The organism is Lysinibacillus sp. GW821-FHT14F06, from assembly GCF_058803665.1.
Genome location: NZ_JBXAPF010000017.1, coordinates 1 through 26,811, shown reverse-complemented (window position 1 = coordinate 26,811; position 26,811 = coordinate 1). Strand labels below are relative to the sequence as shown.

At 39.0% G+C, this 26,811-nt stretch carries 29 protein-coding genes; 4 read left to right on the top strand and 25 right to left on the bottom strand.

Features of this window, described 5'->3' with window-relative positions; translation table 11 throughout:
- The first annotated feature begins 158 nt into the window (after nt 1–158).
- From AC1RNS_RS15455 to AC1RNS_RS15445, 3 genes are read left to right on the top strand one after another with little or no spacing between them, the layout of a single operon-like run.
- The gene (locus AC1RNS_RS15455; RefSeq protein WP_054770306.1) at nt 159–479 is read left to right on the top strand and encodes a PadR family transcriptional regulator; all 321 of its coding nucleotides are present in this window, start codon (nt 159–161) and stop codon (nt 477–479) included.
- On the top strand, nt 472–1,074 hold the full coding sequence (locus tag AC1RNS_RS15450) for a DUF1700 domain-containing protein (protein ID WP_492993881.1): 603 nt from the start codon (nt 472–474) through the stop codon (nt 1,072–1,074). The genes AC1RNS_RS15455 and AC1RNS_RS15450 overlap by 8 nt, the downstream gene beginning before the upstream one ends.
- Nucleotides 1,075–1,911 carry a DUF4097 family beta strand repeat-containing protein gene (locus tag AC1RNS_RS15445; RefSeq protein WP_492993879.1) on the top strand — a complete coding sequence of 279 codons (837 nt, stop codon included), beginning with the start codon at nt 1,075–1,077 and terminating at the stop codon, nt 1,909–1,911.
- Nucleotides 1,912–1,954: 43 nt separating this feature from the next.
- Here the strand turns inward: AC1RNS_RS15445 and AC1RNS_RS15440 are convergent, their stop codons facing one another.
- From AC1RNS_RS15440 to AC1RNS_RS15415, 6 genes are read right to left on the bottom strand one after another with little or no spacing between them, the layout of a single operon-like run.
- Nucleotides 1,955–2,938, bottom strand: coding sequence for a biotin--[acetyl-CoA-carboxylase] ligase (locus AC1RNS_RS15440; protein ID WP_492993877.1), 984 nt, complete (start codon nt 2,936–2,938; stop codon nt 1,955–1,957).
- Nucleotides 2,916–4,094 carry a CCA tRNA nucleotidyltransferase gene (locus AC1RNS_RS15435; RefSeq protein WP_492993875.1) on the bottom strand — a complete coding sequence of 393 codons (1,179 nt, stop codon included), beginning with the start codon at nt 4,092–4,094 and terminating at the stop codon, nt 2,916–2,918. Before AC1RNS_RS15435 ends, AC1RNS_RS15440 begins: the two co-directional genes overlap by 23 nt.
- Complete coding sequence (bshA, locus tag AC1RNS_RS15430) at nt 4,081–5,226, bottom strand: N-acetyl-alpha-D-glucosaminyl L-malate synthase BshA (RefSeq protein WP_492993874.1); 1,146 nt, start codon at nt 5,224–5,226, stop codon at nt 4,081–4,083. The genes AC1RNS_RS15435 and bshA overlap by 14 nt, the downstream gene beginning before the upstream one ends.
- Before the next feature lie 34 nt (nt 5,227–5,260).
- Nucleotides 5,261–5,665, bottom strand: coding sequence for a methylglyoxal synthase (mgsA, locus tag AC1RNS_RS15425; RefSeq protein ID WP_283871548.1), 405 nt, complete (start codon nt 5,663–5,665; stop codon nt 5,261–5,263).
- A gap of 19 nt (nt 5,666–5,684) precedes the next feature.
- The gene (dapB, locus tag AC1RNS_RS15420) at nt 5,685–6,482 is read right to left on the bottom strand and encodes a 4-hydroxy-tetrahydrodipicolinate reductase (RefSeq protein ID WP_492993872.1); all 798 of its coding nucleotides are present in this window, start codon (nt 6,480–6,482) and stop codon (nt 5,685–5,687) included.
- Nucleotides 6,482–6,817, bottom strand: coding sequence for a nucleotide pyrophosphohydrolase (locus AC1RNS_RS15415; RefSeq protein ID WP_492993870.1), 336 nt, complete (start codon nt 6,815–6,817; stop codon nt 6,482–6,484). The genes dapB and AC1RNS_RS15415 overlap by 1 nt, the downstream gene beginning before the upstream one ends.
- Nucleotides 6,818–6,931: 114 nt before the next feature.
- Here AC1RNS_RS15415 and AC1RNS_RS15410 point away from each other — a divergent pair, with 114 nt between their 5' ends.
- On the top strand, nt 6,932–7,801 hold the full coding sequence (locus tag AC1RNS_RS15410) for a YitT family protein (protein WP_283871545.1): 870 nt from the start codon (nt 6,932–6,934) through the stop codon (nt 7,799–7,801).
- Between the two features lie 136 nt (nt 7,802–7,937).
- Here AC1RNS_RS15410 and AC1RNS_RS15405 read toward each other — a convergent pair whose 3' ends face one another.
- The 19 genes from AC1RNS_RS15405 to AC1RNS_RS15315 all read right to left on the bottom strand — a co-directional run bounded on the left by AC1RNS_RS15405 (nt 7,938) and on the right by AC1RNS_RS15315 (nt 26,386).
- On the bottom strand, nt 7,938–8,612 hold the full coding sequence (locus AC1RNS_RS15405) for a zinc metallopeptidase (protein WP_492993985.1): 675 nt from the start codon (nt 8,610–8,612) through the stop codon (nt 7,938–7,940).
- Between the two features lie 60 nt (nt 8,613–8,672).
- On the bottom strand, nt 8,673–9,269 hold the full coding sequence (gene lhaT / locus AC1RNS_RS15400; protein WP_492993868.1) for a lipoprotein heptaprenylglyceryl N-acetyltransferase LhaT: 597 nt from the start codon (nt 9,267–9,269) through the stop codon (nt 8,673–8,675).
- 334 nt (nt 9,270–9,603) lie between these two features.
- Nucleotides 9,604–10,398, bottom strand: a complete 795-nt coding sequence (locus AC1RNS_RS15395; RefSeq protein ID WP_492993866.1) for a c-type cytochrome — start codon at nt 10,396–10,398, stop codon at nt 9,604–9,606.
- A gap of 41 nt (nt 10,399–10,439) precedes the next feature.
- Nucleotides 10,440–11,114 (bottom strand): menaquinol-cytochrome c reductase cytochrome b subunit, encoded by a 675-nt coding sequence (gene qcrB / locus AC1RNS_RS15390; RefSeq protein ID WP_492993865.1) that lies wholly within the window; start codon nt 11,112–11,114, stop codon nt 10,440–10,442.
- A gap of 19 nt (nt 11,115–11,133) precedes the next feature.
- The gene (locus AC1RNS_RS15385) at nt 11,134–11,640 is read right to left on the bottom strand and encodes a Rieske (2Fe-2S) protein (RefSeq protein ID WP_492993863.1); all 507 of its coding nucleotides are present in this window, start codon (nt 11,638–11,640) and stop codon (nt 11,134–11,136) included.
- Between the two features lie 154 nt (nt 11,641–11,794).
- The gene (locus AC1RNS_RS15380) at nt 11,795–12,244 is read right to left on the bottom strand and encodes a DUF2487 family protein (protein ID WP_492993862.1); all 450 of its coding nucleotides are present in this window, start codon (nt 12,242–12,244) and stop codon (nt 11,795–11,797) included.
- 631 nt (nt 12,245–12,875) lie between these two features.
- Nucleotides 12,876–13,433 (bottom strand): ReoY family proteolytic degradation factor, encoded by a 558-nt coding sequence (locus AC1RNS_RS15375; RefSeq protein WP_427544396.1) that lies wholly within the window; start codon nt 13,431–13,433, stop codon nt 12,876–12,878.
- A gap of 14 nt (nt 13,434–13,447) precedes the next feature.
- Nucleotides 13,448–14,716, bottom strand: a complete 1,269-nt coding sequence (locus AC1RNS_RS15370; RefSeq protein WP_492993860.1) for a tetratricopeptide repeat protein — start codon at nt 14,714–14,716, stop codon at nt 13,448–13,450.
- A 96-nt stretch (nt 14,717–14,812) separates the two neighbouring features.
- On the bottom strand, nt 14,813–16,099 hold the full coding sequence (aroA, locus tag AC1RNS_RS15365; RefSeq protein WP_492993859.1) for a 3-phosphoshikimate 1-carboxyvinyltransferase: 1,287 nt from the start codon (nt 16,097–16,099) through the stop codon (nt 14,813–14,815).
- Between the two features lie 84 nt (nt 16,100–16,183).
- The gene (locus tag AC1RNS_RS15360) at nt 16,184–17,281 is read right to left on the bottom strand and encodes a prephenate dehydrogenase (protein ID WP_492993857.1); all 1,098 of its coding nucleotides are present in this window, start codon (nt 17,279–17,281) and stop codon (nt 16,184–16,186) included.
- A complete protein-coding gene (gene hisC / locus AC1RNS_RS15355; protein ID WP_492993856.1) occupies nt 17,278–18,378 on the bottom strand; it encodes a histidinol-phosphate transaminase in 1,101 nt (366 codons plus the stop codon). The genes AC1RNS_RS15360 and hisC overlap by 4 nt, the downstream gene beginning before the upstream one ends.
- A 21-nt stretch (nt 18,379–18,399) precedes the next feature.
- Nucleotides 18,400–18,765 carry a chorismate mutase gene (gene aroH / locus AC1RNS_RS15350; protein WP_492993854.1) on the bottom strand — a complete coding sequence of 122 codons (366 nt, stop codon included), beginning with the start codon at nt 18,763–18,765 and terminating at the stop codon, nt 18,400–18,402.
- Nucleotides 18,762–19,853, bottom strand: coding sequence for a 3-dehydroquinate synthase (aroB, locus tag AC1RNS_RS15345; protein WP_492993852.1), 1,092 nt, complete (start codon nt 19,851–19,853; stop codon nt 18,762–18,764). Before aroB ends, aroH begins: the two co-directional genes overlap by 4 nt.
- Before the next feature lie 3 nt (nt 19,854–19,856).
- Nucleotides 19,857–21,038, bottom strand: coding sequence for a chorismate synthase (aroC, locus tag AC1RNS_RS15340; protein WP_492993850.1), 1,182 nt, complete (start codon nt 21,036–21,038; stop codon nt 19,857–19,859).
- A gap of 425 nt (nt 21,039–21,463) precedes the next feature.
- The gene (locus AC1RNS_RS15335; protein ID WP_492993848.1) at nt 21,464–22,234 is read right to left on the bottom strand and encodes a CheR family methyltransferase; all 771 of its coding nucleotides are present in this window, start codon (nt 22,232–22,234) and stop codon (nt 21,464–21,466) included.
- An 83-nt stretch (nt 22,235–22,317) separates the two neighbouring features.
- Nucleotides 22,318–22,548 (bottom strand): hypothetical protein, encoded by a 231-nt coding sequence (locus AC1RNS_RS15330; RefSeq protein WP_283871531.1) that lies wholly within the window; start codon nt 22,546–22,548, stop codon nt 22,318–22,320.
- 162 nt (nt 22,549–22,710) lie between these two features.
- Entirely contained in the window at nt 22,711–24,336 is a 1,626-nt protein-coding gene (locus AC1RNS_RS15325) for a long-chain fatty acid--CoA ligase (protein WP_492993846.1), read from the bottom strand.
- Between the two features lie 118 nt (nt 24,337–24,454).
- Nucleotides 24,455–25,222 carry a 3-hydroxyacyl-CoA dehydrogenase gene (locus AC1RNS_RS15320; protein WP_492993844.1) on the bottom strand — a complete coding sequence of 256 codons (768 nt, stop codon included), beginning with the start codon at nt 25,220–25,222 and terminating at the stop codon, nt 24,455–24,457.
- Nucleotides 25,223–25,237: 15 nt separating this feature from the next.
- Complete coding sequence (locus AC1RNS_RS15315; protein ID WP_492993843.1) at nt 25,238–26,386, bottom strand: thiolase family protein; 1,149 nt, start codon at nt 26,384–26,386, stop codon at nt 25,238–25,240.
- Nucleotides 26,387–26,811: the final 425 nt, after the last annotated feature.

Sequence of the window (26,811 nt, the reverse complement as noted above, 5' to 3'; positions counted from 1 at the left end):
ATTTAACAACATTTTAAAGTCAAGAAATAAATGACAATAGTGTCATTTATTTTTTATAAAATTTGACATGTTAATGCTATACATCATATAATATCCACATACTATATGATGTATAATATAGAACCTTGTATAAGTAATCCATTGAGAGGTGGGAAAGGATGACATTTCAGCTTGGCTCAGCTTTGCTTGATGCTTGTGTGCTTGCTATTGTCGATAAAGAGGATGCATATGGCTATTTATTAACACAGCAAGTTCAGTCTGTGATGGATATTTCGGAATCAACGTTATATCCCGTGTTACGTCGATTACAAAAAGCAAACTATCTAACAACCTACGATCAGCCGTATCAAGGTAGAAATAGACGGTATTACCAAATTACTGAACAAGGTCGAATACGATTACTAGAGCTTTTAAAAGAGTGGAAGCTCTATAAGGAAAAGGTTGATTGTGTACTTTTAGGAGGTAATGTAAATGGATAGAGCAAGCTATTTAAAAAAGCTTCGGGGAAAATTACGTCGGCTTCCTGCGCATGAATTAGACGCTGCGCTTGCCTATTATGAAGAATACTTTGAAGAGGCTGGAGAGGAGAATGAACAAAAGGTTATTATAGAACTCGGCCCCCCTTCACAAGTTGCCTCACAAATATTAGCTGATTTTGCACTGAAAGATTTGGAGACTTCTTCAGAAAAATCAGCTAAAAAGAATATGACAGCCATTTGGCTCATTATTCTAGCTATACTGTCTGCACCACTTTCTCTGCCATTACTTGCAACGGCTATCGCACTTATTTTTTCATTAGGTGCGGTCATTATCAGTTTAATCTTTGCTATTGGGGCTGGCATCATCAGTATTTTTTTCGGTGGAATTGCCGCCCTTGTTTCAGGCTTTTTCATTTTAACAGAGGATTGGCCCACTGCTTTACTCTTTATGGGTGTTGGCTTTATCGTCACGGGTATGGGTGTATTACTCTTTCCAATCGTCGCTCGTTTTATCAAGAAAATCGTCCTTATTTCAGTTGAAACATTAGGGAGATTATTCCACAAAATAACGAAAAAACGAAAAGGGGGGTTGTAAATGACTTCCAAAAATACTCTTATAGCGATGACAATGATTGCCTTAGGCATTTTATTAGCAGTAGTCGGGTATTTTTCAGGTGGTAGATGGTTTTTTATCAAGGATGAGGATGGCCTGCATATACCAACCAATAATACATTAGTCAATCAATCACATGATTTGGATGCATTTACGAGTATAAATATAGTGAATGACTATGGCGATATTAGCATTATAGCAAGTGATAGCTACTATAAATTAGAAGCAAATGTACTTGAGCAACAAGATGTAACGTATCATATTGAAAATGAAACTTTAACGATTGAAACAAAAGCAAAGAAAAAGAATCGCATGCAATTTGGTTTTGTTAGCTTTTCTACACCTTCTATCAAAATCTATGTCCCAGCAGAAAAACAACTAGATATGATTGTGATAGACAGTAAATTTGGAGATACAGCACTGCAAGGATTACATTATCAACAGCTCAATCTTTTTCAAGATTATGGTGATATTACTTTTACTAATACGACTGGTGAAAAAACAGAGATTGCCCAGGACTTTGGGGATTTAACACTCCAACAATATTCTAGTAATGGCATCACCATCGACAGTAAACACGGTGATATAAATATGGATGGAACTTTAAATGGTCAAACCACTATTACCTCTAGCTTTGGCGATGCAACGCTGCACTTACAAAATAAGCAAAGTGAAATAGGATATGAATTAAAAACAAGTTTTGGTGATGTTTCGATCAATGACGAAGAACAAAGTGGCACGGTTACTCAATTGAACAAGGGTGATCATCAGTTGAATGTTTCCTTGTCACATGGTGATTTAGATGTGTCTTTAAAATAATGACATTAAAAAAAGCTGCAAGTTCATTCCTTGCAGCTTATTTTTATAAGATTTTTATATCGCCTGCATAGATTGTTCGGATAGTTCCATCATCTTGAGTAAGCTGTAGTACTCCATCTTCTGTAATTCCACTAGCAATACCTTCAAAACGTTCACGTATCGTCGTAACCTCAATGCGTTGACCAATTGTACAGGACATTTGCTCCCACAGCGCTTTTATACTGGTAAAGCCCTCTTTGACATACAACTCTGTAAATTGCTCTAAGTACTGTAAGATAGTTGCAACAAGTGCAGCACGGTTAATCTCCTCACCCGCTTCTAAGCGTATAGATGTTGCAATATCAGCAATATCTGGTGAAAAATCGGATGCCACCTGATTTGCATTAATGCCTATTCCTACAAGTAGAGCTTGTACAAGATCTGCCTCTGCCTGCATCTCCGTTAAAATGCCTGTACATTTTTTTCCGTTAATGAGTAGATCATTCGGCCATTTAATAGCTGGTTCAACCTGCTTATATAATGTTTTAATTGCCATTGTCACTGCAACTGCCACGACAAGTGTATAGGAAGAAGCCTGTTGAGGTGTAACATCTGGTCTCACAATAATAGTCATCCAAATGCCAGTACCATTTGCAGATTCCCACATACGAGCCATACGACCACGACCAGCAGTTTGCTCTTCTCCAATTATAACGGTACCCTGTGGTGCACCCTGCTGTGCAAGCTTATGAGCAATTGTTTGAGTTGAATCTACTACATCAAAATAGTGAATTTCACGTCCAAACTGTTTTGTATTTAAAAAAAGCTCAATTTGTGTCGGACTTAAACTATTAGGTACTCCTGTCAGCACATAGCCTTTTTTCTTAATTGTTTCAAATGTGTAGCCTTCCCCCTGTAATGTCTGCATATGCTTCCAAACTGCTGTACGCGACACACCAAGAGAATCTGCCAGCTCCTGACCTGAAACTGCTTCACCATTCGCTGCTAATATTCTTTTTAAAATTTCATCCTTCATGGAAATACTCATGCTCTATCCATTCCTTTATCTGTTGTCGGTCATTTTGTAGTTCGCCATTCACGACTGCTTCTAGCATCTTCTGTAATGCTTCTTTTACCCATGGTCCACCCTTTTTTCCAGACCATGTTAATAAGTCCGAACCGTTTACTACTAATTCCTGCTGATGTTTTATAGGAAGCTGAGCCTGTAATTCAGCTATACTTTGCAGTGGTTTGTGAACGCTAAGTTGTCTCAGCTCTGCAACATAGCTGGCTGTTTCAAGTTCTTGCTGCGTAAACATCAAGTAATCCATGTTCGACCAGCCTCTTTTTAAGGCATCTAAAGCAGCTAACACGGCCTTAACAAATCCGATTTCCTTATTTGATAATCGATAGTTCCGCAATATGTCTTGCCAGCATTCACCCTGTAACACCGTAAAATATGCCCAGCCCACCAGCTTATTTTCAGCCTTAAAATCACACCACTGATCAGCCTCAAAAGAACCATGCAAATAATTAGCTAAACCACTTTCTTCAAGAATTTTAATACCATTAAAAACATCTTTTCCTGTCCACATCTTATCAAGCTCTGCTTTAATGCGTTCATTTGCAATCCAGGAAATATCAGCGGCCTTGTTCTGTATCGCCTTCAATGTAGTAAATTCAATTTCAAAACCAAGCTGCGCTGTAAACCGTACCGCTCGAAGCATGCGTAATGCATCCTCAGTAAATCGAATCTGCGGATTACCTACAGCGCGAATAATACCAGCCTCAATATCCTTACGTCCACCATAAAAATCAACAAATGAGCCATCACGACGCATCGCAATGGCATTCATCGTAAAGTCTCGACGCTGTAAATCTTCTTTTAGCGAACGTACAAACCGCACTTCCTCCGGTCTACGGTGATCCGTATATTGCCCGTCAGTGCGAAATGTCGTTACCTCTACTGATCCGGCAGGCACGATAACAAGTACCGTCCCATGCTGAATACCTATATCAGCTGTATGATTAAAAACGATCTTTACTTCTTCTGGCATTGCATTTGTCGCCACATCTACATCGTGGGCAGGGCGGCTGAGTATTGTATCTCGCACCGCACCACCAACGATTACTGCTTCAAAGCCTGCGTTTTCTAATTGGTCTAAAACTGAATAGGCTGCTTGCCATTCTTTATTGTTTTGCATGATTTCTTTCCGCAACCTTTTCGTACAATTTTTCATATTGCTCAACGATTTTAGATGAATGGAATTTTTCATCGACAGCACGGATAGCAGCTTTACGGAAACGTTGTAATTTTTCTTCATCCTGCAATAAATTCACAGCGTATTCTGCTACAGCATCTGTATCTCCTAATTCTACTATATAACCATCCACACCATGATCGATCACCTCAGGAATTCCACCAACATCTGAGCCTATACAAGGCACTCCACACGCCATTGCTTCCAATAAAACTAACCCGAATGATTCCTGCTGTGAAAGTAATAATTTTAGGTCACTGATGGCATACAATTCAGCCAAGTTTTCTTGCTTGCCTAAAAATAAAACATCTTTTACATAATGACTTTCCTTTACTTGGTCCATCACACGATGTTTTTCTGGCCCATCTCCTACTAATAATAATTTTGCCTTCATATTCGCACGAATTTTCATAAATGCATCCACAATATGCGGAAGATTCTTAATTTTACGGAAGTTAGAGACGTGGATAATGACTTTTTCATCATCTTGAATACCAAATTGTTCCTTTAAATTACCTGAATTCCGAGGGAAGTATTCACGTTCATCTACAAAGTTGTAAATCGTTTCAATAGGTTTTATCGTATCTATCAATTCATAAGTTTGTTCCTTTAAAGCTTGGGATACTGTAGTAACAATATCAGATTTATCAATTCCATATTTTATGGCCTGTGATAGGGTGGAATCCTGCCCTAGCACCGATATATCTGTGCCATGTAAGGTTGTGACAATGCCAACATCTCGCCCGCTCATCTCACGTGCTAATACCGCACATACTGCATGTGGAATAGCATAATGTACATGCAATACGTCCAGCTCTTCATCCTTAATGACATCAGCCATCTTACTCGCTAAAGCGATATCATATGGCGGATATTGAAATACCGAATAGTTATTCACTTCAACTTCATGGAAAAAGACGGTTGGATATATTTTGTTCAATCGAAATGGTACGCTTGAGGTGATGAAATGAATTTCGTGTCCTCTCTCTGCAAGCATTTTTCCTAATTCTGTCGCAATGACACCAGAGCCTCCAACAGTTGGATAACAGGTAATGCCGATTTTTAGCTTTCTCATTCGATGATCATCCTTTCTAAATCACGTCTTTTTGTTAATTTCGTCTTTCTTGAATCAGTCTCCAATCCACAAAGCCCTCTTGCAGGCCTTTTAGTAATATTTCTGCTGTCCCCATATTTGTGGCGAGTGGCACTTGGTAAACATCACAGAGTCGGATAAGAGCAGAAACATCTGGCTCATGTGGTTGTGCTGTTAAAGGATCACGGAAAAAAATAACCATATCCATATCATTATTGGCAATCATTGCGCCAATCTGTTGATCTCCGCCAAGTGGACCTGAACGAAAACGTGTAACCTCTAAACCTGTAGCTTCAATTACTCGTTGTCCTGTTGTTCCTGTAGCATACAAATGATGTTCATTTAAAATATCTTTGTAAGCAATAGCAAACTGTACTAAATTATCTTTTTTACGATCATGTGCAATTAGTGCGATTTTCATAAAGAGTCCATCCCCATCTTTAGATGATGTTTTCTAAACCATATACAAGCTGATCCATTTTCATGACCTCTTCTACGCAAAAGGCTATGCCTGACATAAAAGAATTACGATTTAAAGAATCATGGCGAATCGTTAATAACTGCCCATCTCCACCAAATAAAACTTGTTGGTGTGCTACTAAACCTGGTAGTCGGACTGAATGTATACGCATGCCATCAAACTCTCCTCCTCTAGCGCCAGCAATCGTTTCTTTTTCTTCAGGATGTCCTTGCACTTTTGGTGCTCTAACCTCTTGAATCAATTGTGCCGTTTTAACAGCCGTCCCAGATGGTGCATCTAGCTTTTGATCGTGGTGCATTTCAATAATTTCTACATCCGGTAAGTATTTTGCCGCTTCCTTCGCGAACTTCATCATCAATATTGCGCCGATTGCAAAGTTTGGGGCAATAATGCAGCCAAGCTCTTTTTCTTTTGCAATTGCAGATAATTCTTCTAGCTGTCTATCTGTAAAGCCTGTTGTACCTATAACAGGTCGTACATTTAAATGTAATGCTTCTTTTGTATGGTTATATACGGCATGTGGGTTCGTTAAATCCACTAATACGTCTGGTGCCGTTGCTTCTACAAGATCATGCATTTCTGTAAATACAGGTACTGTATAGCTCGCTGGAAACATGTCTAAATCAGCTAACGTTTTTCCTACTTCCTTATAATCTAGTACAGCTACTAATTCCATTTTGTCATGTTTCATGACTGTATGTACAGCTTCTGCTCCCATTTTTCCCCTTGGTCCTGCAATTGCTACACGTATCGACATTATTCCTCATCCTTTCTAGTCCAGCGATCCTTATCTCTCGTTTCAAATTTATGTATAACGCGTAAAAGTGCTTCATCTAATTTAATACCTTGTGCATTGGCAAAGCAAACTAACACAAAGAAAAAGTCGCCTAATTCTTCTTCAATGCTATTAGTTCCCTCTGTACTCTTTTTCTTTTTTTGTCCATAAGCATCCTGTACCTCTCGTGATAATTCACCAAGCTCCTCTGTCAATCGTGCCAATAATTCAAAGGGTGGGAAATATCCTTCCTTAAATTGTCCTATATAATCATCAACACGCTGCTGTAAAGCTTGCATTGTCACTTGTTCATTCATTATAATCACACTCCTACATACCATCGTATAAAATTTACACCATTGTTGTCAAAAACAATAAAATGTCAGATAATAGATAGCACTACTTCATTTGTTTGAACTACAGGAGGATACATGCTAAAACAGATTAAAATTCGCAATATCATCGCAATTATGCTCGGAGCTGCCATTTTTAGCTTCGGCTTTGTCCACTTTAACATGCAAAATCAGCTTGGTGAAGGTGGCTTAAGTGGAATTACTCTTATCCTTTATTTTACACTAGGCTGGGACCCTGCCTTAATGAATTTACTATTGAATATCCCTATGTTTATCATAGGCTATCGTTTACTTGGAAAAAAGTCATTTATTTATACACTTGTGGGAACTTTATCGGTATCCGTATTCCTTAAAATTTTCCAAAAATATCAATTTACGATTCATTTAGAGGACGATATGCTACTCGTTGCTCTTTTTGCAGGTGTATTTGTTGGACTAGGGCTTGGCATCGTCTTTCGTTTTGGTGGAACGACTGGTGGTGTAGATATTTTAGCACGTTTGGGTCATAAATACTTTGGCTGGAGCATGGGTAAAACAATGTTCATCTTTGATGCCATCGTTATTATTCTGTCATGGCTAACATTTTTGGATGCACGTTCGATGATGTATACGCTTGTTGCGGTATTCGTTGGAGCTCGAGTCATTGATTTTGTTCAAGAAGGGGCTTATGCTGCACGTGGAGCACTCATTATCTCTGAAAAATCAAGTACGATTGCCGAAATGATTGCACTACGAATGGAACGCGGTATCACTATTCTAGAGGGGCATGGTCATTTTACAAAGCAACAAAAGGAAGTAATATACTGTGTGATTGGTCGAAATGAGGTAGTACGGTTGAAATCAATCATTCATGATGTAGATCCCCATGCCTTTGTATCCATTATAGAAGTTCGTGATGTTGCAGGAGAGGGCTTTACTCTTGATGATCAAAAACAGCCCTTACATTAAACAAGCAAGGACTTTTCATTAACAAAGTCCCCCTTCAAAGAATTCAAACTGCTAGCTATCTTGCGAGCAGTTTTTTTCTTTGATAGATAAAAAACTTGCCATAGTGGCGAATTCACCACTACAACAAGCTTTTACATTAATCATCACTACGCATATTTGTAAAGATTAACACTAAACGTAATAATTCTAAGACAGCTACCGCTGCCGCTGCAACGTATGTTAATGCCGCTGCACTTAACACTTTTCGTGCTGGACGCTCTTCTTCATTTGTAATAATACCTAATGAATTCATTTGCACTAACGCACGCTTTGATGCATCAAATTCAACTGGTAATGTTACTAATTGGAAAACTACCCCTGCTGCTAATAATATGATACCTAACAGCAATAAATTCGAAATACTTGTAAAAATACCAATCATCACAAAAAGCCAAGACATATTGGAAGAAATATTTGCTACTGGAACGAGCTTACTACGTAGTGTAAGCATAGAATAAGCTTCTTTATGTTGGATGGCGTGGCCTACCTCATGGGCAGCAACAGCAGCACCTGCAACACTCGCTTCATAAAAGTTACTTTCTGATAAAGCAACCGTTTTTGTTGCCGGATTGTAATGGTCCGACAAAACACCCTGCGTTGGAACAACTCGTACATCATATAAACCGTTCGCATCTAAAATCGCACGCGCTACCTCTGCACCTGTTTGTCCCTTCATTGTACGTTCTTTCGCAAACTTATTGTACGTGCCCTTGACCTTCATTTGAGCATATAGCGGCAGTAGCAATATAATCGCAAAATAAACAATATACATACCTGTTGACAATTTTCTAACCCCTTTCTACCTCGATACTATAATTCTATAATCAATACCCTATTTCAGCAAATATTTGCGCCACCTAATTGAGAAAATAGCTAAAAATATACATGCAATTGATAACCAAAACGTAAAATAGCCAATATAGTTAGTATAATCTGCTAAGTCACGGTACATGGGCATTTGTCCAAAAACATAATCAATCACATCATTATGTAATGTCCAAACCGCTGCCACAGCGATATGCCAATATGTAAAAACATATTTCCCAATATAAAGGATTGCTTGAACAGCCATTGCAAAATGAGAGCCTACCAGCATCCATCCTTGCCAGTCAATCGAGCCTGTTTCAATCAGGGTCCAAATATTCATAACATCTGCCCAAATTCCATATTTCACTAACGTGACAAGAGCAAGCACTTCCATCAATGGCCAACTCTTTCCCATAATCCAAACTAACAAAACAAAACAAAAGAATAAGCTGGCAGTTGGGCTATCTGGCACAAAAATATAAAAAATGGGCTTTGTTATTGCTAGCTGCCAACCATACCAATAATAGCCGTAGATCGTTCCAAGTAGATTAATAATGAGTAATACAACTAAAAATGATTTATGTGTAAGGAGATACCAGATATTTGCACGTGTAATTTGCATGTTTAACACCCCTTTATCTTGTGTCTTTACTAAGATGCCTTTTTTAACTGTAATTATGTATCCAATCGTCTTAATCGCCCGCTTTTGTAATGAGGTGACGTTATTTATTCTAACAAAACGGTACAAACTATTTAGCTCGCAAACTGTCAAGCTTCCAACTTTATTGATACAGAAGACAAATCTTGGGTAGCTATAGTAGAGATTTCAGCTCAAAGCTAAATGGATAAAATATTATTGTAACAAAATATATTTCACGGGAACTTTATTAAAGCTGAAACAGTCTCATATAAAGCGAGAAAAAAAGAGCCAGTTTCCTGACTCTTTTAAACTAAGCTTATTCTTTAGCTTTTAAGCTTGCAATAAATTCAGCTAATTGCTTCGCTTCTTCATCTGTACCAGCAAATGCACCAGGTGGCATATCACCGCGACCATTGTGAATAATATCTTCAATTTCTTCAGCTGTTAGTGTATTACCAACTAATTTTGGAGCAGCTGGACCACCTTTTAAGTCAGCAGCGTGACAACCGATACAAGATTTAGCTTGTTCACCAGTGTCACCATTCCAAATGGCAAATCCTGGTAGAGATTCATCGATATCAACTTCAACCTCTTCTACAATTGCTCCCATAGCTTTTTGAGCTTCCCAGTCGTGGTTAACAACTGACTCCCAAGTTAAGTAGAACATAGCAGCCAAAGTTAATAACATAAACGCAGTTGGTAACGGACGTTTAGATGGACGACGTTCTGGACCCTTGTCTAAAAATGGCATTAATAATAGCGCTCCAAATGCAAGACCTGGAATTACAAGGGTTCCAATAACTTGGTATGGACCAGAAGCAAATGAGTATTTTAAAAGTTGATACATAGATAAGAAGTACCAGTCTGGTAGTGGTGTATAAGCTCTAGTTGGATCTGCTGGCCCTTCAAGTGGTGATGGATGGGCAACTGTTAATAATAAATAAGCAATTAAGAATACAGCACCTACCATCCACTCTTTAAGTAAGAAGTTTGGCCAGAAAGCTTCCGTCTTACCTGGATACTCAGAATAATCCTTTGGAACGTTCGGCATTCTGTGACTCGCTTTAATACGAGAATCGCCGACAAATTTCATTCCTTTTCCGCGATGCATAGTGTCCCCTCCTTTTAAAGATCATCGAACCGTCAAGACAATTACAACGGTCCTGAAATTCCTTGACGACGAATCATGATAAAGTGCGCTGCAAGTAACCCAAACAATACTGCAGGTAAGAAGAATACATGAATCGCAAAGAATCGTGTTAACGTTTGAGCTCCAAGAATCGTAGAGTCACCCGCTAATAAGATTTTAATTATCCCACCGATAAACGGTACAGATGCAGCAATTTCGATACCTACTTTTGTAGCGAATAATGCTTTCATATCCCACGGTAATAAGTATCCTGTAAAGCCAAGACCCATCATTACCCCAAAAATACCTACACCAACCATCCAGTTTAATTCACGAGGTTTCTTATAAGAACCTGTAAAGAATACACGAAGCGTATGTAAGAACATCATTACAATTACTAATGAAGCTCCCCAGTGGTGCATACCGCGTACGATCTCACCAAATGCTACTTCGTTTTGTAAATAATAAACTGACTTCCATGCATTCACTACGTCTGGTACATAGTACATTGTTAAAAACATACCAGATAGAATTTGTATAACTGTAATGAAGAACGTTAATCCACCAAAACAGTAAACGAATGCTGAAAAATGATGTGCAGGGTTTACGTGCTCAGGCACTTCATGGTCTGCAATATCACGCCAAATCGGTGTAATATCTAGGCGTTCATCGACCCAATCATAAATTTTATTTAGCACTGTTGTCGTACCCCCTTACTTATTTAACTAGAGTATTTGCTTTAGTTGGACCAAGCATTAAGTAACCATCTTTTTCTGATACTTCATATTCATCCAACGGACCTGTAGGTGGTGTACCTGGAACGTTTTTACCGTTTTTCTCGTAACGTCCAGCATGACAAGGACAGAAGAATTGATCTGGGTGTGCTGAATCTTGTCCCCAGTTCACCATACATCCTAAATGCTTACAAACAGGAGATAAGGCTATAATTTGGTCGCCCTCTTTGTAAACCCATGCCATATTTGTTACTTCTGATTTGTACCATGCATCAACTTGTTCAAATTTTAAGTCAACTTTAACAGGTGTGTCAGTAATATCAGCGATTTTATGCTCTGTTTGTATAAAATCCCCACCGCCATGATTTTGTAGCACTGGGTCAATCGCAAAACGGACCATTGGCATCAGCATACCTGCCGCCATAAAGCCACCTACACCAGTTAGTGTATAGCTTAGGAATTGACGACGTGAAACTCGATTATTACTCATTTTTTTCCCCCCTCTAACTTAAAGGTCAGTCCAACGGACATACTTTTACAAATAGTAATACTAGGACATATCTATGATATATCAAGTCCATAGCTTGGTCAATATAGCATTCTGTGGAAAGCTGGAGAATGTGAACATTTATTGAAACAAATTGTTAAATCTGTGCCCATTTGGTCGAAAAAGTCGGAATCACTTGTCGTAGTTGATCCTCAAGAATAGAGTTTTTCACACCTTTATCCATGCTTTCTAATGGAATCGCTGGTAACCAAATAACATTTACTACTTCTCCAATATTTGTCCAAAAATGGTCACAAGTAATGAAGAACACATGCTTAAAACCAGCATTATGTAATTGTGATTCTAATTGCTGAGGCAATTCTTCATTTTTCATAGATGCACTATACGAAAATGGTGGCAACAGTATTAAACGACCTTTAAATTGCTGCTCAATAAATGATGTCAACGATAACAAAAAATCTGCTTCTGCTCCGCTCTGTTTCATTTTTTCAGAAGTTAGATCGATAGATACGAGTGGAACAATTGCTGTATCGATAAATTCCTTCTGCGCCATAAACGATGTCACATCGTTTGCGTTAAAATACATTCAACAAACCTCCTTATCTTACCAACATCAATTTCGCCTTGGCGTAATTGCGTCCGGATTTTGAATTGTGCCTAGACCTGCACGAGGGCCGACACGATTTCGGTCATTTCGGTAATGCCACAGGACGTGGCGTTTTGACCGATGCAGGTCAGTTAGCCGTTTTCGCAGGATGCGAAAATTTTAGGCTAACATCCTTTTATTCATTCCTTTGAAAATCCGTGAGATCCGCCGGAGGCTTTGGGCCAACAGATGTTTTTTGTGCGAAAGCGTAATGCTAACGCAGCGGCAGCAACATGATGTTGGTCACTCAGGCGTTTTCACAGAATGTGAAGATTTTAGACTGAGTTCCTCTATTTCAGTAGGGGTTTGGACACCCACTGAAAAGAAACCAAAACCGCATTCATCCACCATCTGTAGAGGTGGGAGTCTTCTGTATCTGCTACTGCCGCTACGCTTACGTGCATAAAACATCTGCCGCTATGCTTTCGATACAAAAAACATTTGCTGAATGAAGATAAAAATGCCCTTCTCCACTCTTCAATTAGGATAACCAATAAAAAGTGAAAACAATCATTCACTAGTTATGTTACCATATCGAGGTGGATAAAGGACATTCAATTTTTACCTATCACTAATGTAAATTAGCCGTTTCTTTTAAAGCTTGTAACAAATTGGACAATTCATAAAAGCGCTCTTCATCTCCCTGATCGAGAGCTTCATCAATTTGTGCGAGTAATTTTTCTTCTTGGAATACGAGTAAGCTGTTGGAAAGCAGCTCTTCTGCCAGTAAACGGTCTTTTTCACTTACAATAAGTGTTTCTGGCATATAAGGGTTTTCTTCAAGAACTGCTAAGTATTGTGCACTTGGTGGTATATTCGGAAAATTCAATTGTATATACATATCTTCTTGTTCATGTAAGCGTAAATCATGAAAGGATTTCTCAGCATCTGCTGTCATTACATTGCCTTTATAAAAACGAAATGGCACACCAGTTGAGTCAACAGTTGACATCACCATTGCTCTTGGGCAATAGTGTGCTTCTTCAACAAATCGGATTCGCTTTAATAGTTCATCATTACTTAAAAGGTAATTTAAAATCCATACACACTCACGACGTTTCAATTGATAATTTTTTAAAAACCATCGAACAAATGCTTTTTTATCGACAACTGATACAGAAGCAGTCATACCCACTCCCTCCTTTACTCAAATTCTAAGGATTCTAACTTCTCTTGCCACTCTGGTTCACCTGGTTGAATAGCTATTAATTGGCCGAGTACTTCCTTCGCTTCTGAACGCTTTCCTTCCTCTAACAAGAAGTAAACATATTTTTCTAAAAATGTTGCGTCTTCCTTAAAATCATTATATGCCAAATTGTAAAATTCGTATGCACGGTCGTACAATTCTAAATTTTCATATGCCTCAGCAGCAAATGGATATAAAGCGCTCCATTCAAAATCATTCTGCTGCAAAGTCTCAAATAATTCGATGACATCATCAAATCGTTCTTGCTGTGCCAAAAGAGAAATTAAGGCTAATACTGCCTCCATGTATTCAGGATCTAACGCAATCGCCTCACGTAAATACTGTTCTGCTTCAGCCTGTAGTCCATTTTTCAGCGCCATTTTGCCAGCAAATAAATATAAGGTTTTATCGAATTCATCCCGTTTTAAACCTTCCAGAATAACACTATAGGCTTTTTTATTATCTTCTGTCATAGCATAGCTTTCGGCGAGTAATAAATAGGCAGAAAAATAATCAGGATCTAATTCTTTTAATTCTTCTAATTGCTTAATTGCCATTTCATATTTTTGTGATTGAAATGCAGAATAAGCTGCGCCAAATAAAATATCTGGCTTTACTTCATCCTCAAGAGCTGCTAAATAATACTCTAAAGCTGTTTCATAGGCCGCACCAGCCCTATATACCTCAGCAAGGCGTTCAAGAAGGCTTACACCTGCAAATTCGCCTTGTTGTTCATTTAACTCTTCATATAGTCTCGCAGCCTCTGAAAAACGGCCTGTTTCAAATAATAGTTCTGCTTTAGCAAAATGCAATAACGGCTCATCAGGTAAAATAGCTAACGCCTCATTGATACGCTTTTCTGCCACCTCAAACAATCCTTGCATTTGGTAATAATCCGCTAAGACTAATAAAGCTTGTGGATATTCAGGGGAGGTCTCCTCAATTTCCAGTAATAAATCTAATGCATCATCCTCATCACCAAGCTCCATTAAAACATTTGCACGATCGATTTTTAACTGTGCTTCATCTGGGAATAAAAATTGTAAATGCTCCAGTACACGGTCAGCTTCTTTCATATACCCATACTGCATAAAAACCTCAGCTAGTGCATAAATTTCTTCGGGCAGCTCCTTCATTAAAAAAGATTCCATCAGCTGATCAATTAATGCTAAGTCCCCTTGTTCAAGCGCTTGCATCATTTCAGTCATCGCATTGTTCACAGTCATTCACCTATTCTTTCATTGATATCTTTATGCTACAAAACATTTTCTTTCGAAACAAGAAAAAACTCCCCAATTACTTGGGAAGTCTTTCACCATTTTTTACTTTACAGATTCGATATGCTCAAAAAATGTTGGGTAAGACACTGCAATACAGTCAGCGTCGTCTAATGTAACCGTTCCTTCTGTTATAAGTGCTGCTATGGCGCCCATCATACCGATACGATGATCTCCATATGTTCGAAGGCTAGAACCTTGTAATGGAGTTGGTCCCTCAATCATCATACCATCTTCCGTAGCTTCAATTTTAGCACCAAGTTTTCTTAATTCATCTACCACAGCCGCTATTCGGTCTGTTTCCTTTACTTTTAGCTCCTCAGCATCCTTAATGATGGTTTTGCCATATGCCTGTGTGGCTAATAAAGCAAGAATTGGAATTTCATCGATAAGTCGAGGAATAATCTCTCCCTCAATTGTAGTGGCTTTTAATGTTGACGTTTCAATTGTAATTGTTGCAGTCGGCTCTGACTGACTATCTTCATTTGGAATCACTGTCATTGAGGCACCCATATTTTGAAGAATTTCAATGATACCGTCGCGCGTTGGATTAATGCCGACATTTTCTAGCGTGATTTTACTATTTTGACAGATAGCACCTGCCACTAAGAAAAAGGCAGCTGACGAAATATCACCTGGTACAGACACATGTGTCCCTGTTAGAGTTTGACCTCCTTCAAATGAGATTACACCATCCATCACATCAATCTTTGCACCAAATTGACGGAGCATGCGTTCAGTATGGTCCCTAGAAATTTCCGTTTCTCGTACGATAGTGGTACCTTCCGCACGTAAGCCTGCCAGTAGAACAGCCGATTTCACTTGTGCACTGGCAACAGGCATATGATAATCAATCGCCTGTAACGGTGTCCCCTGGATAGCTAATGGGGTGTATTGACCATTCGCTCTCCCCGTAATGTGTGCGCCCATTTGACGTAAAGGATCTATGACACGACGCATTGGTCGCTTGCCGATTGATGCATCCCCCATCATTACTGAATGGACTTTGGAACCTGCTAAAATCCCTAACATTAGGCGTGTCGTTGTCCCTGAGTTGCCAGTAAATAATACCTCAGAAGGCTCTTGCCATGCGTCAATTCCTGGACTGTCTATGGAGACATTTGTACCTTCCACATCTATTTTTACACCGAGTTTACGGAAGCAATCAATTGTACTTAAACAATCCTCTCCTAATAAAAAGCCATCTACTGTCGTTTTACCTGTTGCTATCGCTCCAAACATAACCGAACGGTGAGAAACTGATTTGTCACCTGGGATCGTTAAAGTTCCTTGTAAGGAAGGTTTATTATATTGTAATACTTTTTCACTCATTGTTTTTCCCCTCCAATATGAAGATAGAAAGCGCCGTAATTCGACGCTTTCTTGTAAACAGGCATTTCCATAACTAAGAAGCACCTATGAAATATATGTTTCAAATTTTGCACGCCTTTGGATACAAGCCGCTGCACGTTCTCTGTCACTTTCATTTTGCAAGCTAATTACAAGAATCCCGAAAACATCTTCACGGGACTCTACGATACGTAGATTCGTAATACTGATTGCTTCATCTGCAAGCAGGCCTGTTACTTCAGAAATGACCCCTGGATAGTCAGGAACATCTACATATAAGTCAAATGAGGTAAACATTGCACCTGCACTTATCGGTAATTCATCTCTAAGCTCTTTCGCTACCGCAAAATAGCCTTCAATATCATTCGAACTCCCTTGTAGTAGAAGCTCCTTTACACGCCCCATTTCCTTTTCCCAGCCCTCTAGCTGTGCAATGAGTTCATCACGGTTTTGTAATGTAATATCTCGCCATAATATCGGATTGGATGAGGCAATACGTGTTACATCACGAAAGCCTCCTGCTGCAAGTGAACGTGTCATCGGATATTCCCCATTTTCACCACCTAATTGATGCACAAGAGAGGCAGCTACAAAATGTGGAAAGTGACTAACAACAGCTGTCATATGATCATGCTCGCGAGCTGAAACACTGACTACTTTTGCATGTGTGAATTTTAATAAACTTTCAAGCTGAGCCATGTTGATAATTTCTTCACCAGCTAGTGGTGTCAGCATATAATAAGCATTTTCAAAAAGATGGGCTTTCGCAGCTAATACACCGCTTTTATGAGAGCCCGCCATCGGATGCCCCCCAATAAAGGTAATGCCTAGCTCTCTTAATTCCCCAGCCTTTTGCATAATCATTTTTTTTGTACTTCCTGTATCTGTTACAATAACTTTTTTCTTTAATGGCCATGTTTTCAATTGTTCCATCCACTCAAGTGTTGCGTTTACTGGCGTCCCAAATATAATAACGTCTACGTCAGCAGCAACTGATTTGGGATCTACCACAATATCATGAACGATATTTAGCGTTTGAGCATGCTCACGTGTTTTAGCATCCATATCATAGCCAATAATTTTCGTTTCTGGCGCCTTCTGTAATGCCAAGGCAATTGAGCCACCAATTAGGCCAAGCCCAATAACGAGTACTTTGCGTGTCATGCAAAAACCCCTTGTTCTTTAAGGACATTCTCAAGTTGACCAAGTAACGCTTCATTTTGAGCCTCTGTACCGATTGTTACGCGGATAAATCCAGGTAATCCTAAAGCCTTTCCACTTCGGACTATAAAGCCTCGTTTCATCAGCTCTTGGAATACAACATCGCTATCAGCATTAATATTAAAGAAAATAAAGTTTGTATCAGTAGGAAAGTATTTTAAATTATGTTTTTTGCAAAATTCAATATATTGCTTTTTACCGTTTTCATTCGCCTCACGACATGCTTGTATATAGTCTTGATCACTTAAAGCGATTGCCGCAACTGCTTGGCTTAAAATAGTATTGTTAAATGGCGCTCTTACTGGGTCAAGCTTAGCAATGACATCTGGTTGTCCAATCGCATAGCCAACTCGGAATGAAGCAAGACCATATGCTTTTGAGAATGTGCGCATTAATAATACATTTGGATACTCGTCGATTAATGGTAGCGTATCTTTGTGTCCAGGATGTGTCACATATTCGATATAGGCTTCATCTAATACGACAAGGACATCATTTGGTACCTTTGCAAGAAAGGCACGTAGGTCTATATCCGGAATAACAACACCTGTTGGATTATTTGGACTACATACCCAAACAATGGATGTTTGATCATCAATTGCCGCTGCCATTGCATCTAAATTATGTGCACCTTCAATACATGGTATTTTTCGTACTTCTGCACCCTCTATTTCAGCATTATGCCAGTATTGAGAGAAGGATGGATCAGCCATAACTGTATTTACCCCTGGATACAACAAAGCACGTGTAATAATAGCAATGATATCGTCAGAGCCGTTCCCAAAAAGAAGCTGTGTTTCTTTCACACCTAGAAAATTTGCAACAGCCGTACGTAGATTTTGCGCATAGCCATCTGGATAAAGGGCATGATTCACTGCATTATTTTGTAAATAAGCTGTTACCTTAGGTGAGCATCCAAACGGGTTCTCATTCGATGCTAATTTAATGACTTCCTTTAAGCCATATTCACGTTGTACTTCTTCAATTGGTTTACCTGGCTTATAAGCTTGCATACCGTCCAATTGTTGTTTCCATTTCATCTCAAACATCTCCTCTACTTTTTAAGCTTGGGCTAAATCTGGTCTTAATTTCACTGCATCATTGAGATACAAGTGCTTTACATCTTTTTGTGCTACTTCTACATCAGCATGAATTAATACACGAATACATAATGGTAATGCATTCGGTACATCCATTTCATGTGTGCACATAACAGGAACATATTGCCACCCGTCCATTAATCGTACAGCACGTGCCGGAAATGCAGACGTAATATCAGGTGTTGTGGATATAAGGATTGAAGCGATATCATCCACCTCTACTTGATTTGCTGCTACTACCTCTCGCACTAATCTTGCTGTCTCATCCCATACAAGCTCTGGCTTGTCAGATTCAATTGTAATTGCTCCTCTAAGTCCACGAATCATACAAGCACCTCCGCTAATAGCTGTCGAAATTCTGCATCTACCTCTTTGCACTCTCCTAGATCAATCGGCTGCACAAAAGGTTTACCAACTTTTTCAAGCAAAACAAATTGCAAAATCCCATACTCCGCTTTTTTATCTTTCATTAAATACTCTGTCAATTGTTCAAAAGTATAATCATTTACAGCCTCAAATGGATAGCCATTCTTCACGGCAAAATGTAAAAATGACTTAGTAAAATGACGATCCAGCTCACCATATCGCTCACTTAATAATAAGCAATAAACAAGCCCAATCATAACTGCTTCACCATGCGCTACTTTTCCATAACCCGCTGCTGCCTCAATGGCATGTCCATACGTATGACCTAAGTTCAAAAACTTCCGTACAGATTGTTCTGTTTCGTCTTCTGCAACTATTTGAGCCTTCACTTCAATACCCTTTCGAAGCTGTATTGCTAATTCTTCTGTACTGAAATGAATGACAGTTTCGGCTGTCATTAATTCCTCTAACCATGCTGCATTCGAAATCATGGCATGCTTGATCACTTCTGCAGTACCCGAACGTACCTCACGTTCAGGTAGGCTCTCAATAAATACAGTATCGTAAATAACTCCCTCAGGTTGATAAAATGCACCAATCATATTCTTTCCTAGTGGATGATTAATGGCTGTTTTACCACCAACTGCTGAGTCATGTGCCAAAATGGTTGTTGGTATTTGGATAAATGGTATTCCACGCATAAATGTAGCAGCAACAAAGCCAGTTAAATCTCCAACAGCACCTCCGCCAAATGCAAAAACAAAGGATTTGCGAGAGCATTTTTGTTGTAATAAAAATGTCTGTGCTGCATTGTACTGTTCAAAGCTTTTGCATGCCTCGCCACTTGGTAAGACAAACACATTAAACTCATATGGGAAATTTGCCTTGAAATAATCTCCTTGAGCTGCCCATACATTGACATCTGTAAAAACAATGAGTTTATCAGCTTTTTGAAGCTTATCCTCAAATGCTTTTACTGCTTCCGCTAAAAAATTATGGCCAAGAACAACCTCATATTGATGTGATTTCGTTGCAACTGGTACTCGCATAAATCAGAACCCCTTTGTATAACGACGTTGTTCTTCAATTTGAGCTTTTAGTTGTGGTAATTGATCACTATGGTATTGCTCCAAAATAGCATTGGCAATTTCCCAGGCAATAACATGCTCTGCTACAACTGATGCTGCAGGTACTGCACAGCTATCTGAGCGCTCTACACTTGCTTTGAATGGTTCTTTTGTTTCAATATCAACGCTTTGCAAAGGTTTATATAATGTAGGAATTGGCTTCATAACACCACGTACTACAATTGGCATTCCCGTAGACATCCCGCCTTCTAAGCCGCCTAGGCGATTTGTTGCACGTGTATAGCCTTGTTCTTCAGACCAAATAATCTCATCATGTACTTCAGAACCTTTGCGACTTGCCATTTCAAAGCCAATTCCAAATTCAACACCTTTAAATGCATTAATAGACAGCATAGCAGCTGCTAATTTGGCATCAAGCTTACGATCATAATGAACATATGATCCAACACCAGCTGGTATTCCTTCAACAATAACCTCTACAACACCACCAATTGAATCACCAGCTTTTTTCGCTTCATCAATCGCCTCTACCATTTTGGCAGAAGCCTCTGGATCTACGCAGTAGCATGGGTCTGCTTCAACAATTGCACGAATTTCATCAGCAGATTTTCCCTCCACTAAAGATGTATCTGCCTTAATACCAATAATTTCTGTTACATGAGACACAATAGAGATGCCTAATTCATTTAATAAAGCTTTAGCCACTGAACCTACAGCTACACGAACAGTTGTCTCACGTGCAGAGGAACGTTCTAGCACATTCCTTAAATCACGATGTCCGTATTTCATGCCTCCTACTAAGTCAGCATGTCCTGGTCGTGGTCGTGAAATTTGACGTTTGATGTCTTCTGGATTCACATCTTCTGCTAATGGCTCTGCTCCCATAATTTTAGTCCAATGCTTCCAATCATCATTTGAGACTACGAGTGCTAAGGGAGAACCAAGTGTTTGTCCATGACGAACACCAGCAACTATTTCCACTGTATCTGTTTCGATTTGCATACGTCGACCGCGACCATGTCCTCCTTGACGACGCTTTAAATCGTGGTTAATTTTTTCTGCTGTAATTGGCAAGAGTGATGGTAATCCCTCAATAATTGTTGTTAATTGGGGGCCGTGTGACTCTCCCGCTGTTAAGTAACGCATAAACGCTTTCTCCCTTCAACTCGCTAAAGTATGTATTTTTCACTATAACATATATTCTCTAAAAAAACAGTCCTTTTGCAAATGTCTTTCAGTCTCTCGTTTATTGTTTACAAATTTTGAACTGTTCTAGCAACTTATGAATTTAAAGCAATTCTATCATTGAAAACACTATTTTAAATGCGAATATTCTGAACGTTTTACGTACATCTAAAACTCCATCTATATTCTCTACAAAATGAAGATAGATACTGCTGTCCATTCAATCGTAAATTGTGATTTTTTTCATTCGCTCATCTATTAAATAAAAAATACGCCTTTTGCTTATGTTAAGCGAAAAGCGTACGATTTCTCTATGTCCGATGCCTTCAAATATGTACATGACATTCATGTTGTCTATTGTACCAGTGCTTTTCTCATATTATTAATTATTTTCGTCTATAGAAGAACGTATCTTCTACGTCAAATTCATACCGTGATGGATTAAAGATTTGCTCTGTTGAACCAACAAACAAAACTCCATCCTTTCGCAATGCTTTACTAAAATTCCCATAAATCTGATCCTTTGCATCTTCTGTAAAGTAAATCATCACATTACGACACACAATTAAATCATAATTTGAATCGTAGGAATCATTCAGAAGGTTATGCTTTTTAAAGGTTACACAACGTTTAATTTCATCTTTGACTCTAAAAAAAGAGCCTTCTTGTTCAAAATATTTGGCTTTAATATCGTTCGGCACCTCTGCTAAAGAACGCTCTGGATATACACCTAACTTTGCCTTTTGAATGACATTTTCATCTAAATCTGTGGCAATGATTTGGATTTGAGATAAGGGTATTAATTGAGATAATACCATCACTAGTGAATACGGTTCTTCACCTGTTGAACAAGCAGCACTCCAAATTTTCAAACGCTTATTTGATTGCAATAATTTCGGGAATATTTTCTTTTGTAACACTTCCCAGCGTTTCCCATTTCGATAAAATTCAGAAACATTAATCGTCATGCGATCTAAAAATTCATTCATTAAATCACGATCTTGTTCAAGTGCCCTTAGAAAGTCTACAAAATTACGATATCCTTTTTTCTCATAGAGAGAAGTCAATCGTCTTTTCATTTGCGCTTCTTTATATAACGCTAAATCAATTCCTGTTTTGCGCTTTATACCTTCTATAAATTGTTCATAATCAGACATACGGTTATCTTCCCCTCTAGCGTCGTATTTCCATTATAGCGGAAAAGTGCCAATCCTGAAATAGTCTTTCATTGTAATCCAAGTTACTTATTTGAATTTTGTTTTTCCTCTAGTAATAACACTTTCGATTGCTCTAGTTCTAGACGCATTTTTTCTGTCTCCATCGTATATGTTTCTAATCTGAGTTTTTCCAACTCAAGCTCTTTATCGATAGACTTTAGTTTAATTTTTTGCTGTCTTGTGCGAGCGTCCGTAAAAATGCCAGCTAAAGAAATAATGACTCCTCCGATAATCGCAACAATTGCAATTGACAATACGTCCACATCCTTTCATTAATAATGATTATACGGCAAAATGGAAAAAATAGTTTCATTTTTTCTGTTCCTTCTTACATCAATTTATGAATATTTTTCCCTACTGAAAAATTCCCATAAAAAATGAAGGTAGCTCATCACCACCTTCAATGTCTTAGTCTATTATACCTCTACTCGATAATCCTTCAAATCTTCTCGTAACTTTGCCTTTAAGAATTTACCGACAGAAGTTTTCGGTACTTCATCTAAAAATACAACATCATCTGGAATCCATGTTTTATGGAATTGATTTTCTAAATCAGTTAGTAGCTCTACCTTTGTAATAGTGTCTTTATACTCAGGCTTCGGTACAACACATGCTAAAGGTCGTTCAATCCATTTTTCATGGGGAATTGCGATCACTGCCGCCTCAAATACTTTAGGATGTGACATTAAGGCATTTTCAAGCTCCACTGACGAAATCCATTCCCCACCACTCTTAATTAAATCTTTTGTTCGGTCTGTAATTTTTATATAACCGTCAGCTGTCATGACTGCAATATCCCCTGTGTAGAGCCAGCCATTTTTAAAGGCTTCGGATGTTCGTTCATCATTATAGTACTCTCCAGCAACCCACGGACCTCTAATTGTCAGTTCCCCCATTGTTTTGCTATCCCAAGGAACTTCACCATTTTCATTTACAACACGTGTTTCAATAAGCGGCACTGTTATGCCCTGTGTAATTCGTACAGCCATTTTTTCATCAGACGTATAATCTTCCATATGTGTTAAATATGTCGACAAGCTAACTAGTGGCGATGTCTCTGTCATACCATAGCCTGTAATGTAAGGAATTTTAAGCTCCTGTTCAAAGCCACGAACGAGCCCCTGTGGTGATGCAGATCCCCCACAAACAATTAAGCGCAATGAGGATAAATCACGTGAATTTTTTCGTTGTTCCTGTAATACACCAAGCCAAATTGTCGGCACACCAGCAGTGAGTGTAACCTTATATGTTTCAAATAAATCCAATAGCAACTGCGGGGTAAACATTGGTCCAGGTAGCACCTGTGTAGCACCAAATAAAACGCTAGCGAATGGAAATCCCCACGCATTTGCATGAAACATTGGAACAACAGGTAATACAACATCTCCTTCACTAATTGCAATACTATCAGAGAGCCCAGCAGCAATACTGTGAAGAACGATACTGCGATGCGTATAAACGACACCCTTTGGCATTCCTGTAGTTGCACTTGTGTAGCACATGCCAGCGGGTGTGTTTTCATCTAAATCCTCTGAGAATGTAAAGCAATCATTTGCATTTTTAAGCAATTCTTCATAGGAAAGGGCATTCGGTAAGGGAATGGTTTCCAGTATGACTGCATCCCCCATTACGATAAAATGCTTCACGGTTTTCAACTGAGAGACAATTGGTGCAATAAGCGGCACCAAGTTATCGTCAATGAGTAGTATTTCATCCTCCGCATGATTAATAACATAGGCCATATGTTCAGGTGCTAAACGAATATTAATCATATGCAACACAGCTCCTGCACATGGAACAGCAAAATAGGCTTCTAAATGTCGGTGGTGGTTCCAAGCAAAGGTACCCACCTTTGTACCACGTTCCATTCCAAGTTTTGTAAGGGCGTCCGCTAATTGACGAGTCCGTTTTACATAGTCTTTATAGGTAAACTCATGAATAGTTGTGGGGCTTGTCCGTGAATATATTTTTTTTGCATGGAAAAATCGTTCTGCTCGATTCAAAAAACTTGTTAATACTAAAGGTGTATCCATCATATGCATAATCATACTCTCCCCTTTGTTCACAAAATTTTTGAAACATCCATGGCTGACTGCTGCAAGCACAATATCTTGCTAGAAATGCTTAATGCTATAAGCACTAGCTTTTTTATGATATGCCTTACTTCGGCTGCATACGAATAGCTCCATCTAAGCGTATTACCTCACCATTTAATAAACCATTTTGGATAATACTTTCGACCAATAGTGCATATTCAGATGGTTTCCCAAGACGTTTAGGAAATGGCGTCATTTTTGCCAGTGCCTCTCGTGCTGGCTCTGGCAATGATGCAAACATTGGTGTCTCAATTAACCCTGGTGCAATCGTCATCACACGTACACCTATCTCTGCTAGTTCCCGAGCAATTGGCAATGTCATCGCTGCTACACCACCCTTTGATGCGCTATAGGCTGCTTGTCCTATTTGCCCATCAAACGCAGCTACCGAGGCAGTATTGATAATAACGCCACGTTGACCATCCTCATTCGGCTCATTATGCTGCATTTTCTCAGCTGCAAGACGAATAACATTGAAGGTACCGATTAAATTAACAGCAATGACCTTTTCAAATAGAGCAAGTGCATGCACACCACGCTTTGAAATTACCTTGCTTGCATCAGCAATACCTGCACAGTTAACTGCAACATTAATGGAACCGTACATTGTTAACGCTTGTTCCAACCCTACGGTTACATCCGCTTCTTTTGTTACATCAACGTGTGCATATCCAACATTGTCTCCCAATTCCTCTGATAGGGCATGACCTCGCTCGTCATTGACATCAAATATAACGGCTCTACCACCCTCCGCAACGATTTTTCGGACAGTGGCTTCCCCTAATCCAGACGCTCCTCCTGTTACAATAGCTATTACTTCATGACACTTCATCCACTACAACCCCTTTTACATTTTTTCAATAATAGTGGCATTTGCCATGCCCATACCTTCACAAATAGCCAGTAGTCCATAGCGTAAATTTTCCCGCTGCATTCTGTAGAGCATCGTAGTTAGTAGCTTTGTACCCGTTGCCCCTAATGGATGACCTAAAGCAATAGCTCCCCCATATGGATTGAGCTTCTCAGGATCTGCTCCAGTTTCATGCAGCCAAGCAAGTGGCACAGGCGCAAAAGCTTCGTTCACTTCATACGTATCTATATCTTCAATCTTTAAACCAGAACGTTCTAGTGCTCTTCTAGTTGCCTCTATTGGACCAGTTAACATGAGGGTCGGATCTGAACCGACAACAACTCTTGTGATGATTTTAGCAAGCGGCTGTATACCAAGTTCCTGTGATTTCTCTAAGGACATAACGACGACTGCCGATGCGCCATCACTCATTTGACTTGCATTACCAGCTGTTATTACACCATCCTCCTGAAAAACGGTTTTCAATCCATTTAATTTATCAACTGACGTCTCAGCTCTTGGTCCCTCATCAATTGAAAAAGTTGAAACAGAGCCATCCTCTTGTGTAAATTGAATTGGTAGTATTTCATCTGTAAAATAGCCAGCTTCCATCGCTGCTAATGCTCGTCTATGACTATTGTAGGCATAGTTATTTAGCTGCTCCTTTGAAAAGCTCCATTTTTCTGCCATTTTCTCTGCTGATAAACCTTGGTGAATAATGGCATAGTTATCCTGTAAGCGTTTACCCTCATGAGCACTCTGCATATTAGTACCCATTGACACCCTTGTCATACTCTCAACCCCACCAGCAATAACGATATCCATATCACCTGCCAAAATAGCTTGTGCTGCAAAATGCACGGCCTGCTGACTTGAACCACATTGTCGATCAATAGTTACACCAGGAACAGTCTCAGGAAAGCCTGCCATTAATAAGGCTGTTCGAGCAATGTTAGCACCTTGTTCGGCTGTTTGTGTCACACAGCCTAAAATAACATCCTCAACCTGATTCTTCTGGATTCCTGCACGTTGCACCGCCTCCTGTAGAACATCTGCCGCTAAATCATCCGCTCGTACATTGCTTAATGCTCCTTTTCTTCTGCCAACCGCTGTACGAACAGCCGCTACAATCACCACTTCTCTCATTATGAAAAACCCCTTTGCAACGTAATTCTCCTATTTCCTATCATCCATCACCCTAAAGTGTATTTGGAATTTATGAAATATATTCTTGATTATTAAACTATTAGAAAACTTTAATTATCAGAATATTATAGCATTTATTGTACATGAGTAAGAAGTTTTTAACAATTCTATATGTATCTAGAGATTTTATTCTCTACTTAATTAAGTTTGAGAATTCTATCCATTACTTTGAATGTTTTATTCATCAGTTTTGAGGCCCTATCCAGCACTTTAATGATTCTATCCGTCACTCCGCTAAATCAACGCAATAAAAAAGCAATCTCAAACTAAATTGAGATTGCCTCATTCTGTTGAAATACTATTATGTCAATGAAATCAAGGTGACAATTTAAAAAGTATAGCCCTTTTTCAAAACGAGGGGTTGA

Bases quoted from the DNA above. Each gene is read 5' to 3' on its own strand.
- AC1RNS_RS15455 (WP_054770306.1), top strand. From the start codon at position 159: ATGACATTTCAGCTTGGCTCAGCTTTGCTTGATGCTTGTGTGCTTGCT.
- AC1RNS_RS15450 (WP_492993881.1), top strand. From the start codon at position 472: ATGGATAGAGCAAGCTATTTAAAAAAGCTTCGGGGAAAATTACGTCGG.
- AC1RNS_RS15445 (WP_492993879.1), top strand. From the start codon at position 1,075: ATGACTTCCAAAAATACTCTTATAGCGATGACAATGATTGCCTTAGGC.
- AC1RNS_RS15440 (WP_492993877.1), bottom strand. From the start codon at position 2,938: ATGAGTATTTCCATGAAGGATGAAATTTTAAAAAGAATATTAGCAGCG.
- AC1RNS_RS15435 (WP_492993875.1), bottom strand. From the start codon at position 4,094: ATGCAAAACAATAAAGAATGGCAAGCAGCCTATTCAGTTTTAGACCAA.
- bshA (WP_492993874.1), bottom strand. From the start codon at position 5,226: ATGAGAAAGCTAAAAATCGGCATTACCTGTTATCCAACTGTTGGAGGC.
- mgsA (WP_283871548.1), bottom strand. From the start codon at position 5,665: ATGAAAATCGCACTAATTGCACATGATCGTAAAAAAGATAATTTAGTA.
- dapB (WP_492993872.1), bottom strand. From the start codon at position 6,482: ATGTCGATACGTGTAGCAATTGCAGGACCAAGGGGAAAAATGGGAGCA.
- AC1RNS_RS15415 (WP_492993870.1), bottom strand. From the start codon at position 6,817: ATGAATGAACAAGTGACAATGCAAGCTTTACAGCAGCGTGTTGATGAT.
- AC1RNS_RS15410 (WP_283871545.1), top strand. From the start codon at position 6,932: ATGCTAAAACAGATTAAAATTCGCAATATCATCGCAATTATGCTCGGA.
- AC1RNS_RS15405 (WP_492993985.1), bottom strand. From the start codon at position 8,612: ATGTATATTGTTTATTTTGCGATTATATTGCTACTGCCGCTATATGCT.
- lhaT (WP_492993868.1), bottom strand. From the start codon at position 9,269: ATGCAAATTACACGTGCAAATATCTGGTATCTCCTTACACATAAATCA.
- AC1RNS_RS15395 (WP_492993866.1), bottom strand. From the start codon at position 10,398: ATGCATCGCGGAAAAGGAATGAAATTTGTCGGCGATTCTCGTATTAAA.
- AC1RNS_RS15385 (WP_492993863.1), bottom strand. From the start codon at position 11,640: ATGAGTAATAATCGAGTTTCACGTCGTCAATTCCTAAGCTATACACTA.
- AC1RNS_RS15380 (WP_492993862.1), bottom strand. From the start codon at position 12,244: ATGTATTTTAACGCAAACGATGTGACATCGTTTATGGCGCAGAAGGAA.
- AC1RNS_RS15375 (WP_427544396.1), bottom strand. From the start codon at position 13,433: ATGACTGCTTCTGTATCAGTTGTCGATAAAAAAGCATTTGTTCGATGG.
- AC1RNS_RS15370 (WP_492993860.1), bottom strand. From the start codon at position 14,716: ATGACTGTGAACAATGCGATGACTGAAATGATGCAAGCGCTTGAACAA.
- aroA (WP_492993859.1), bottom strand. From the start codon at position 16,099: ATGAGTGAAAAAGTATTACAATATAATAAACCTTCCTTACAAGGAACT.
- AC1RNS_RS15360 (WP_492993857.1), bottom strand. From the start codon at position 17,281: ATGACACGCAAAGTACTCGTTATTGGGCTTGGCCTAATTGGTGGCTCA.
- hisC (WP_492993856.1), bottom strand. From the start codon at position 18,378: ATGAAATGGAAACAACAATTGGACGGTATGCAAGCTTATAAGCCAGGT.
- aroH (WP_492993854.1), bottom strand. From the start codon at position 18,765: ATGATTCGTGGACTTAGAGGAGCAATTACAATTGAATCTGACAAGCCA.
- aroB (WP_492993852.1), bottom strand. From the start codon at position 19,853: ATGCGAGTACCAGTTGCAACGAAATCACATCAATATGAGGTTGTTCTT.
- aroC (WP_492993850.1), bottom strand. From the start codon at position 21,038: ATGCGTTACTTAACAGCGGGAGAGTCACACGGCCCCCAATTAACAACA.
- AC1RNS_RS15335 (WP_492993848.1), bottom strand. From the start codon at position 22,234: ATGTCTGATTATGAACAATTTATAGAAGGTATAAAGCGCAAAACAGGA.
- AC1RNS_RS15325 (WP_492993846.1), bottom strand. From the start codon at position 24,336: ATGCATATGATGGATACACCTTTAGTATTAACAAGTTTTTTGAATCGA.
- AC1RNS_RS15320 (WP_492993844.1), bottom strand. From the start codon at position 25,222: ATGAAGTGTCATGAAGTAATAGCTATTGTAACAGGAGGAGCGTCTGGA.
- AC1RNS_RS15315 (WP_492993843.1), bottom strand. From the start codon at position 26,386: ATGAGAGAAGTGGTGATTGTAGCGGCTGTTCGTACAGCGGTTGGCAGA.